Source organism: Rathayibacter rubneri (assembly GCF_023743255.1).
Lineage (GTDB): Bacteria > Actinomycetota > Actinomycetes > Actinomycetales > Microbacteriaceae > Rathayibacter > Rathayibacter rubneri.
This window is the reverse complement of sequence record NZ_JAMRYM010000108.1, coordinates 1-10,521: the sequence shown is the minus strand read 5'-3', so window position 1 is coordinate 10,521 and position 10,521 is coordinate 1. Positions and strand designations below refer to the sequence as shown.

Below are 10,521 nucleotides of genomic sequence, written 5' to 3'. Positions count from 1 at the left end.
ACTCCGCGATCTCCGGGAACCGCAGCCCCCGAGCGAACAACACCGCGATCTGAGCCCGCTCCTCCGCATCCAACCGACGACCCGGCATGTGACCACCCCTCCGTTGCAACAACCCTAAGAAACCGCCGGGCCGTCGGAGCCGTTCCGCGTCCACTGGGCGGCCGAGACCGCGTCGAGTCGACCCGATCCGGGGTCTGCTCGTCCTTCGAGGACCGCTTCGCGACCACCGGGCCGGTGCCGGCTCGCGGGAGCGGGGACGCCGCCTGTCGAATAGGTTGGCAGCCATGCCCGGTGACGACGTCCTCGATGCCCTCCGCTCGTTCGTCCAGGAGCGCGACTGGGCGCAGTTCCACTCCCCCGAGAACCTCGCGAAGAGCATCAGCATCGAGTCGGGCGAGCTGCTCGAGTGCTTCCAGTGGGGCGAGGGCGACCTGCCGTCGGCGGTCGAGGAGCTCGCGGATGTGCTGACGTACTGCCTCCTGCTCGCCGACCGGCTGGGAGTGGACGCGGACGAGATCGTCCTCGCCAAGCTCAGGAAGACCCGCGAGAAGTACCCCGTCGACAAGGCTCGCGGACGGAGCGAGAAGTATGACCGGCTTTAGCCTCGAGCGCCTGCCCTTCGACTCCGATCAGGTCCGCGCGTGGGGGGCCGCCGACCCGCGGCACCGCAACTGGCCCGTCGTGTACGTGCTGGACAGTGCGGCCGAGGTCTACGTCGGCGAGTCTCTCAACGCGGAGGGACGCCTCCGCCAGCATCTGGACTCCCCCGAGAAGAGCCGGCTCGAGCGGGTGCGGGTCGTCCTGGACGACACCTTCAACAAGTCCGCGTGCCTCGACCTCGAGTCCTTCCTCCTGCGGATGCTCTCGGGCGAGGGCCGGCTGCAGGTGCTGAACCACAATGCGGGCATCACCGACGCCGACTACTTCGACCGCGACTCCTACCGCCGGACGTTCGACGGGGTGTTCGAGGTCCTGCGAACCGAGGAGCACCTCTTCCGGCGGACGCTTCCGGAGATCATCAACAGCGACCTCTTCAAGCTCTCGCCGTTCAAGGCGCTCAACCACGATCAGGCGATCGCCGTCGAGGACATCCTCGAGGGCCTCTTCGCCGACCTCGAGTCGGGCGAGCGGAGCACCGTCGTCGTGCAGGGGGATCCCGGGACGGGCAAGACCGTCGTCGCGATCTACCTGATGAAGCTGCTCCAGGACATCCGTCGGCACGATCCGGAGGAGCCGCTGGACAGCGACTCCGTCTTCAGCGACTTCTTCACGCCCGGGCACAGGGAACTGCTGTCGACGCTCCGCATCGGACTGGTGGTTCCGCAGCAGTCGCTGCGCGGATCGATCGCGCGGGTCTTCACGCTCACGCCGGGGCTGTCGAAGGATCTGGTGCTCACCCCGTTCGAGGTCGGGAAGAGCGCCGAGCCCTTCGACCTCCTCCTCGTCGACGAAGCGCACCGGCTGAGCCAGCGGGCGAACCAGCCCTCCGGCCCGCTGAACAAGACGTTCGCCGACGTCAACCGGAGGCTCTTCGGCGAGGACGCGCTCGAATACACGCAGCTCGACTGGATCCGGGCGCAGAGCAGGCACGTGATCCTGATGCTCGACACCGCCCAGACGGTCCGCCCGATGGACCTCCCTGCCGCGGTGACCCGGAGCCTTCTCGCCGAAGCCTCCGCGACCAGCCGCGTCTATCCGCTGCGCTCGCAGATGCGCATCGCAGCGGACAAGGACTACGTCGGATACGTGCGGGCGGTGCTGTCTGATGCGCCGCCTCCGCAGCGCGAGGACTTCGGCGGCTACGACCTGCGCTTCTTCGACGACGTGCACGAGCTGCGCCGGGAGTTGCTGCTCCGCGAGCAGGAGCACGGGCTCGCCCGCCTGATCGCCGGGTACGCGTGGAAGTGGATCACGAGGAAGCAGAAGGACGCGTTCGACATCGAGATCGACGGTCTGTCGCTGCGGTGGAATCAGACCCAGCGCGACTGGATCAACTCCCCCGGCGCGATCGACGAGGTCGGCTCGATCCACACCGTCCAGGGCTACGACCTCAACTACGCCGGCGTGATCATCGGACGCGACCTGCGCTTCGATCCGGTCGCGGAGCGGATCGTCTTCGACCGCTCGAACTACCACGACACGAAGGGCCGCGAGAACAACCCGAAGCTGGGCATCACCTACTCCGACGAGGATCTGCTCGCCTACGTCCGCAACATCTACACGGTGCTGCTGACGCGCGGGATCCGGGGGACGTACGTGTACGTGTGCGACGACGCGCTGAGGGAGCACCTGAGGCGCTACTTCTGAGTGGGGCGCGCTCCGCCCGGGACCGCCTCGCCCGCGGTGCAGCGCTGCCGCAGCGCATTCAGCACTGCTCCTAGGGAGCCGGCGTGACCCACTCCGTCAGGAAACGCCGTGCCTGTCGAGGCTGAGCGGCTATTCGTGACGGATCGATCGCGACCGTGCACCGGAGCGTCCGGGGCGACCCCGCCCGCGGGCACGAAGGGCGCCGACGTCGTAGCCCTTCTCGGCCTCCGCCGCCCAGTCCGCGATCTGCTGCTCGGTCACGGGTCGGCCATCGATCGTTTCTCGGTCGCTCATAGCGAATATCGTGCGACGGAAAGCACCGGAGGGGTCGGATCGGCGCAGAACGGGGCCGGGAGAACATCGTCCAGATTGGTCGTACCTGCCGCACGGCGGTCTGCGGGTCACATGGAGAGCGCCCTCGACGCTGGGGGGGGGCTGACACGCTGTCTGGTCAGGTGCCGCTCCTGCGAGTGGACGCATTCCGGGGCCTGAGCGGGCCGGAGGGACCTTCCCACGTCCAGTGGGCGGCCGCGGCCGCAGTGACTCGTCGCCATCCGGGGCCTGCGCTTCCCTCGCCGGCCGGTTCGCGACCACTGGTTGAGCGACACGGTCCGCTTCCCGCGTTGCCGCGTCGTCCGAGAACTTCCGGACTTCTCGCAGCCGCCCGACCCGGCACCACCATCAGGCACCGGGCCGGGCGGCCCGCCATCGGAGATCAGCTCGTCGAGGGCACCGCGGTCGGGTCGGACTGGCCCGACCCCTGAGCGGCCGCACCGACCCCGCGGCCGAACGCCTGTCCCTGGAGGATCGCCCCCAGGTCGACGCCGGTCGCCGACTTGACGCTGTCGAAGGTCGCGGCGAGGCTCGCCGCCTGCTCGCGGGCGATGTGCGTGCCGGCGGTGTCGCCACCGATCAGCGTCACGGTGCCGACGTTCTGGTAGCCCTTGGCGAACTCGGACATGAGCGAGGGCAGCTGACCGATGAGCTCGCGACCCAGGATCGCCTCCTGGTTCTCGCGGAGCGCCTCCGCCTCGGCCGCGATGGCCGCCGCGCTCGCCTCACCCTTGGCCCGGATGGCCTCCGCCTCGGCGGTCGCGTTCGCGCGCAGGGCCTCGGCCTCGGCGCCGGCCTTGGCGCGCAGAGCGTGCGCCTCGGCCTCGGCGCGGGCGCTCACGGCGGCAGCCTCGGCCGCGGCGGACGCCTGGCGGGCCTCCGCCTGGCGCTGAACGGCGTACGCCTCGGCGTCGGACACCTGCTGAGCGACCTGGCGGTCGGTCTCGGCCTTCTTGGCGCGCCCGTAGGCGTCGGCGTCGGCCTCGGTCTGTCGGCGGTACTTCTCGGCGTCGGCGACGCGCTTGACGTCGGCGTCGAGCTCGGCCTGGCGGTTCTCGGCGCGCTGCACGAGGACGGCCTGCTCGCGCTCGGCGCGGGCCAGGTTCTCTGCCTGCTCGGCCTCGGCGTTGGCGCGGCCGACCTCGGACTTCGCGGCAGCGGTGTTCTTGTCGTAGGCGGTCTGCTCGATCAGGTTCGCCTCGTCGGTCGCGAGCTGGCGGGCCTTGACCTCGCGAGCCGCGTTGATCCGGGCGACGTCGGCCTCGCGACGGACGCGCTCGATCTCCTGCGCGCCGAGCGCCTCGATGTAGCCGTTGCGGTCGGTGACGCCCTGGATCGCGAACGAGTCGAGGACGAGTCCCTGGGCGAGCAGGTCGCCCTTGATCCCCTCTGCGATCTCGTCGCCCAGCTTCTGCCGGTCCTGCATGACCTCCTCGACGCTGAGCTTCGCGACGACGCCGCGGAGGGCGCCCTCGAGCTGCTCGGTCGTGAAGACGTCGATCGACTGATCCTGCGACGCGAAGCGCTCGGCGGCTGCGCGCACCTGGTCGGCCGTGGAGCCGATCTTGACGAGGGCGACGCCCGCGAGGTGGATCGTCACGCCGTTCTTGGTCTGCGCGACCGGCTCCATCTTGATCTGCCGCGACCGCAGCGAGATGCGGTCGGAGCGCTGGGTCAGCTTGTTGACGAACGCGCCGCCGCCGGTGATGACGGTCATGTTGGACGTCAGCCCGTCATCCCCCTTCTGCTTCTTACCGACGATCACGATCGCCTCGTCGGCTTGAGGCACCTGGTACCAGGCGCGGAAGATGAAGAAGCCGATGAGTGCCAGCAGCAGCAGGGCGCCGGCGACGACCCCCGCGATGACGATCCAGAGCAGGTCTGATTGCATGGACGAGATTCCCCCTTCTCGGGACACGCCGGAGGCGCGTCTCTGAGCGATGTACGGCTTCATCGTGGCACGCCCCGGCGCGGGGCGGAGCGGCGTGCGGCGGGCATCGGCGCGGAGCGACCGCGACTCGACGCCGTCAGCCGGTGGACGTGTCGCAGACCCCGGTGCCGTCGGCGCGCTGGATGCAAATGCGGGCGCCCTCGGCGGCGAGGCTCCGTGCAGGAGGGAGGAGTCGCCCGAGGTCGCCGTCGTCACCCGCGGCCGTCACCGTCACCGACCGGTCCGAACGGGCCACCGCGGTGACGCCCGGAGTCGCGAGCAGCGCGGACGCGTCGGCCACGGCGGCGCCGAAGGAGCGGGGTGCGGCGCTGACCTCGAGGGTCGGGCCCTCGCCGACGGTGATCGCGAGGGTCGCGAACTCCGCGGAGCCGGGAGTCGCGGACACCGCCTCCGCGACGGCCGCGGCGCGGTCGGCCGAGTCGACGGCGAGGCGGAGGCGGTCGTCGTCCGTCCAGACCGAGCGGACGTCGGCGAGGATCTCGGGGGCGAGAGCGGCGAGCACGACGCGGGCCGCGACTCCGGTGCCGCTGTCGCCGAGGGCGACCAGCGGACTCGAGAACGCGACCGCAGGGCCGCCGCTCGCCGCGGACGCCGACTCCGCCGCGGCGAGGTCGTCCTCGTCGGCCAGCGTCACCTCGAGCCGCTCCGGCACGGCTCGGAAGCCGGACGCGGGAACGACGGTCGAGACCGCCGCCCACGTGCCCTCGGCAGCGCCGATCCACTCGCCCGGGTCTCCACTGACGAGCGCCGACCGATCGGAACTCTGCACGCTGACGTGCACGGGAGCAGCGTCCGGGAGCAGGTCGGGAGTATTCCGGGCGAGCGCGAAGAGGTCCTCCGCCGTCGCCCTGTCGGAGAGGAAGAGGCTTAACCCGCTCACGCGGTCGTCGCTGTCGTCCGCGGTCAGGGCGACGGACGACACCCGCGCATCGTCCCGCAGCTCGAGGGCCGCCGCGATCCTCCCGTCGGTGAGGTCGGGGTCGCCCGAGACGGGGAGGCTGAGCCCCTCCGCATCGAGCACGACCCGCACGTCGCCCACCGGCCGCTGCGACGCGAACGCGCTGAGGCGGCCGGCGAGTGCCTGAAGTCCGGCCTCGTCGAGGTCCTCGCGCGCCACCACCTCGGCGCTCACTCCGCCGGTGAAGGGCATGTCGTCGACCGTCGAGAGCTCGAGATCGGCGACGGCCTCGTCGCTGCCGAAGGTGCGCGCGAAGTCCGCGCGGAAGGAGTCGCCGGAGCAGCCGGCGAGCAGGAGCACCGCGGTGAGGGCGAGGGCGGCGAGGCCGCGCTTCCGACTTCGCTGAGCCCTCATCACGCCAGAGTAACCGTGCGGCGCAGACGCATAACGGGATGGACGAGTCGTGCTCTCCGTGCTGTGCGCTGCCGCTCGGCCGGTAGCCGCGAGGCGATGGGAGGGTCGGATCCGGTCCGCACTGACGCCCTGATGAGTTGCGGGAACGACGGGCGCTGAGCACTTCCTCGAGTCAACGACTGCGCCGACCGTCACCGTCCTGATGAAGAACCGTATCGACGGCGAGCGCAGCTGAGACGACCAAGGAGAGCAGCGGATCCTCGAGAGGACGGTGCATCTCGAGGACGTAGTTATCCGCCGTCGTGAACCTCTCCTTGCCGAGCCCCGCCCACGTCTTCGTGATCCGGCCGATTTCTTCTCCGCCAGGGTCTTGAATGCTGAAGTCCCAGGCCTGCCAGCTCTCGGCGTTGATGGTTCCGAGCGTCTTGCCATCCGCTTCCATACGGAAGCGGATGTTGAAGCGCCCGCCGAGCATCGACGCGAGAACGCCGAAGTTCTCCTGAATGATCTGCCCGAGAGGCGATCCGTCAGCATTGCGCACAGTGATCTTCGACTTCACGAGCGTCGCGGGACGGGTCAAGGTCAAGACCGGCTGACCGCGCTCGTCGACTATCTGAAGGCGCTTCGTCGCGTTCTCGCGCCCGACTACGGCGCCCGACATGCTTGTGCCGAACTGCCGAACCCCGCCTACTCGCCGACCGCCCCTCTCGAAGACTCCGTATTCGGACTTCCGCTCGAACAGCTTCGCCTTCTGGTTGATCACGAGGATCCGCTCCGAGAACAGGGTGCCACCTCCTGCCGACCCGTCGTCGGAGAGCCCGAGCCGACGAACCTGGCGCTGGACCTTCTTGCCGGTGGAGCCCACTTCTCGGACGGGCTCGGCGGTGTCCCGCTCCACCTGCCGCGGTGGCGGGCCCACTACCGGAGGATCGACCAGCTGGCGACCGGCCGCCCCTACGTGCTCGGTCCACAGCGTCCCATCCCAGTAGCGATGGTCGAACCGACCGAAGGGATCAGGGAACCATCCTGCCGGCGTCATCGCACTCATGCGAGGAGGCTACAGCGCGCGAGTTCCCTCCCCGCCCTCCCTCACCGGTCACAGAGTCGACGGCGATCGCAGAGTCGGCACTGCTCGAGTACCTGCGGAAGAAGCTCTCACTGCGGTGAGACAGCAGCGATGACGAAACGCCTACGCCGGAGCGGAGCAGAAGAAGTGCTGGGGTACCTGGACTCGAACCAAGAACAACTGAACCAGAATCAGCCGTGTTGCCAATTACACCATACCCCAATGGCCATCCACAGGTGAGGGAGGAGGCCAGGTAGCCGCCGGAAGAACTTCCGGCGCCAAGGAAGAACACTACCCTACGGGCGCACGCCGCTCAAATCGACGCCGGCCTCGTGGATCGCGTGGGCCTCCGACTCGGGTGCGGCCTCGCCCAGGCGGGCGCGCACGAGGTCGCGGTTGACGGCCGAGGCGACCTGGGCGCCGGAGCCGGCGGCCACGATCAGCTGCTGCGGTCCGGGGGCGGTGACCTCGCCGGCGGCGTAGAGGCCGGGCACCGAGGTGCGTCCGCCCGCGTCCACCAGGAGGAAGCCGTCGCCGTCGGTCTCGGGGCCGGCCGCGTCGAGGTACTCGAGGACGGGGACCCAGATCGGGCGGACGAAGGCTCCGGTGCGCGGGATCACGTCGCCGTCCTCCAGCAGCACGCCGGTCATCTCCGCGCGCTCGCCCGCGAGGTCGGCGACCGGGCGGCGCTCGACGCGGATGCCGATCGAGCCGAGCAGCGACTCGTCGGCGTCGCTGACGACTCCGATGCCGTTGGTGAAGACGACCAGGTCGGTGCTCCACTGCGAGAGCAGCATGGCGCGCTCGGCGAGGTCGGACGTCTCGCCGATCAGGGCGAGGGGCTCCCCCGCCTTCTCGTAGCCGTCGCACTCCATGCAGCTGTGCACGGCGGTGCCGTAGTAGGCGCGGAGGCTCGGCAGGCGGGGCAGCTTCTCGCTCAGCCCGGCGGCGACGACGACGGCGGTGGCCACGACGGCGCGGTCCGCCGCACCGCGCACGCCGCGCGCGGACACGAGGAACTCGCCGCCCGAGCGCTCGACCGAGGTCACCAGGGCGTTGTGCACCTCGGCGGCCTCGTAGCTCTCGACCTCTTCGCGGCCGAGGCGGCGGAGCTCGAGCGGAGAGACCCCGTCGCGGGTCAGGAAGCCGTGCGAGTGCAGCGTCGCGGCGTTGCGCGGACGGTTGCTGTCGAGCAGCAGGACGCTGCGACGGGCGCGCGCCAGGTTGAGCGCCGCCGACAGACCGGCCGGGCCCGCGCCGATCACGACGACGTCGTAGTGCCCTCCCACCGCCTCGGCCATGCTCAGGCCGGTCCGGCGGAGGCGGAGGTGCGGTCGGCGAGGCGCGAGAGCCGCGCGAGCGACTCCGCCCTGCCGAGGATCTCCATCGACTCGAACAGCGGGGGCGAGACGCGGCGACCCGAGATCGCGGTGCGCAGCGGTCCGTAGGCGATGCGGGGCTTGAGCCCGAGGCCCTCGATCAGGGCCGAGGCGAGCGCGGCCTGGATCGAGGCGGTCAGCCACTCCCCCTCCGGCACCGCGGACAGCGCGGCGATCGAGGCGTCGAGCACGTCGCCGGCGTTCGCGGGCAGGCCCTTGAGCGCGTCCTCGTCGTACGTCAGCGCGTCGGCCGTGGTGAAGAGGAAGCCGAGCATGCCGGGCGCCTCGCCGAGCAGGCCGATGCGCTCCTGGACGAGCGGCGCGGCGGCGTCGAGCACCGCGCGCTGCGCAGGAGTCGGCTCGCCGTCGAGCACGCCCGCGGCGATCAGGTACGGCACGGTGCGCTCGGTGAAGTCGTCGACCGCGAGCAGGCGGATGTGGTCGCCGTTGATCGACTCGGCCTTCTTCAGGTCGAAGCGCGCGGGGTTGGGGTTCACGTCGGCGACGTCGAACGCGGCGATCATCTCGTCGATCGAGAAGACGTCGCGGTCGTGGGTCAGCGACCAGCCCAGCAGCGCCAGGTAGTTCACGAGGCCCTCGGGGATGAAGCCGCGGTCGCGGTGGTGGAAGAGGTTCGAGGAGGGGTCGCGCTTCGAGAGCTTCTTGTTGCCCTCGCCCATGACGTACGGGAGGTGGCCGAAGCGCGGCACGAAGGTGGTCACTCCGATGTCGATCAGCGCGTGGTACAGCGCGATCTGCCGGGCGGTGGAGGGCAGGATGTCCTCGCCGCGGAGCACGTGCGTGATCTGCATGATCGCGTCGTCGACCGGGTTCACCAGCGTGTAGAGCGGCTGGCCGTTGGGGCGCACGACGACGAAGTCGCTGAAGGAGCCGGCCGGGAAGGTGATCTCACCGCGGACCAGGTCGTCGAAGGAGAGATCGGCGTCGGGGACGCGGAGGCGGAGCGCGGGGCTGCGGCCCTCGGCGCGGAACGCCGCGCGCTGCTCCTCGGTGAGACCGCGGTCGAAGTTGTCGTAGCCGTGCTGCTTGGCGCGGCCCGCGGCCTCGTTGCGCGCGTCGATCTCCTCGGCGGTGGAGTAGCTCTCGTAGAGGTGGCCCGAGGCGAGCAGGCGCTGGATCACGTCGAGGTAGACGTCGGTGCGCTCGGACTGGCGGTACGGACCATTCGGGCCGCCCACTCCGACACCCTCGTCCCAGTCGAGCTTCAGCCAGCGCAGCGCGTCGACGATCTGCTCGTAGCTCTCCTCGCTGTCGCGGGCCGCGTCGGTGTCCTCGATGCGGAAGACGAACGTGCCCCCCGTGTGCCGCGCGTACGCCCAGTTGAACAGGGCGGTGCGGATGAGGCCGACGTGCGGCGTCCCGGTCGGGGACGGGCAGAAGCGGACGCGCACGTCGCTCCCGGTCGCGGTCGTGAACGGGTGCGCCGCTGCGGCGCGATCGGAGGGCGGGGTGAGCTCAGACATACGCCCGCGATTCTAGCCGCGGAGCGGGGACCTCCGCCGGGCTGGACAAGGGGCGTCCCGGGGGTGCGCACTCCGTCCGGACGCCGGTTCCGGGGCCCGCGGGCCCCGGGCACGGGCGGGATGCTCCGCCGCTCGGCCGGATGACCGCGCTCCCACGCCCTTTATCGCGAAGCAGTGCTCCGCGTCAACGGACTCGCCTTCTCGGAGGAGCAGTGGTGCTCTGTGCAGAGCGCTTCTCCGGGGCCGCTCGATGAGGAGCGCACCGCATCCGCCATGCCCCGGGCCTCGCGCCAGCACGCCCGGAAAGGGGATTCGGATGAGCACGACCGATCTCGACGTCGCCACGTCGCGCGCCGCCGCCGCGATGGATCCGGCCCGCGAGGAGAAGGACGCTCGCACGCTCTCGCTCTTCCGCGAGGCCGCCGACGCGGACGGCGCCGAGGGCGACCGCATCCGCGAGCGCATCGTGCTCGACCACCTGGGCCTCGCCGAGGCGATGGCCCGGCGCGTCTCCCGCGGCGGCGGCGCCGGCGGCGACTGGGCGGACCTCCGCCAGGTCGCGTACGTCGGGCTCGTGAAGGCCGCGCGCCGATTCGCTCCGGAACGCGGCGACAGCTTCGCCGCCTTCGCGGTGCCCACGATCACCGGCGATCTCGCGGTCGGACGGGTGGCGCCCGAGCTCCTGCGAC

At 70.7% G+C, this 10,521-nt stretch carries 8 protein-coding genes and 1 tRNA gene; 3 read left to right on the top strand and 6 right to left on the bottom strand.

Features of this window, described 5'->3' with window-relative positions; all coding sequences use genetic code 11:
• Nucleotides 1-284 precede the first annotated feature (284 nt).
• Nucleotides 285-602 (top strand): nucleotide pyrophosphohydrolase, encoded by a 318-nt coding sequence (locus tag NB037_RS16865; protein WP_251947828.1) that lies wholly within the window; start codon nucleotides 285-287, stop codon nucleotides 600-602.
• On the top strand, nucleotides 589-2,307 hold the full coding sequence (locus NB037_RS16860) for a DNA/RNA helicase domain-containing protein (protein WP_251947826.1): 1,719 nt from the start codon (nucleotides 589-591) through the stop codon (nucleotides 2,305-2,307). Before NB037_RS16865 ends, NB037_RS16860 begins: the two co-directional genes overlap by 14 nt.
• A 715-nt stretch (nucleotides 2,308-3,022) precedes the next feature.
• Here the strand turns inward: NB037_RS16860 and NB037_RS16850 are convergent.
• The 6 genes from NB037_RS16850 to gltX form a co-directional block, all read right to left on the bottom strand.
• On the bottom strand, nucleotides 3,023-4,531 hold the full coding sequence (locus NB037_RS16850) for an SPFH domain-containing protein (protein ID WP_251947824.1): 1,509 nt from the start codon (nucleotides 4,529-4,531) through the stop codon (nucleotides 3,023-3,025).
• A gap of 136 nt (nucleotides 4,532-4,667) precedes the next feature.
• Nucleotides 4,668-5,903, bottom strand: coding sequence for a hypothetical protein (locus NB037_RS16845; protein WP_251947822.1), 1,236 nt, complete (start codon nucleotides 5,901-5,903; stop codon nucleotides 4,668-4,670).
• 172 nt (nucleotides 5,904-6,075) lie between these two features.
• Nucleotides 6,076-6,951: a phospholipid scramblase-related protein gene (locus tag NB037_RS16840; protein WP_251947819.1), complete on the bottom strand. Its 876-nt coding sequence runs from the start codon at nucleotides 6,949-6,951 to the stop codon at nucleotides 6,076-6,078.
• Nucleotides 6,952-7,119: 168 nt separating this feature from the next.
• Nucleotides 7,120-7,191 (bottom strand) — tRNA-Gln (locus tag NB037_RS16835).
• 74 nt (nucleotides 7,192-7,265) lie between these two features.
• Nucleotides 7,266-8,270 (bottom strand): NAD(P)/FAD-dependent oxidoreductase, encoded by a 1,005-nt coding sequence (locus tag NB037_RS16830; RefSeq protein ID WP_251947817.1) that lies wholly within the window; start codon nucleotides 8,268-8,270, stop codon nucleotides 7,266-7,268.
• A 2-nt stretch (nucleotides 8,271-8,272) separates the two neighbouring features.
• The gene (gene gltX, locus NB037_RS16825) at nucleotides 8,273-9,832 is read right to left on the bottom strand and encodes a glutamate--tRNA ligase (protein WP_251947815.1); all 1,560 of its coding nucleotides are present in this window, start codon (nucleotides 9,830-9,832) and stop codon (nucleotides 8,273-8,275) included.
• A 316-nt stretch (nucleotides 9,833-10,148) separates the two neighbouring features.
• Between gltX and NB037_RS16820 the strand changes: the two genes are divergently transcribed.
• Nucleotides 10,149-10,521 (top strand): sigma-70 family RNA polymerase sigma factor (locus NB037_RS16820; protein WP_279309049.1); only part of this gene is annotated, 373 nt, incomplete at its 3' end.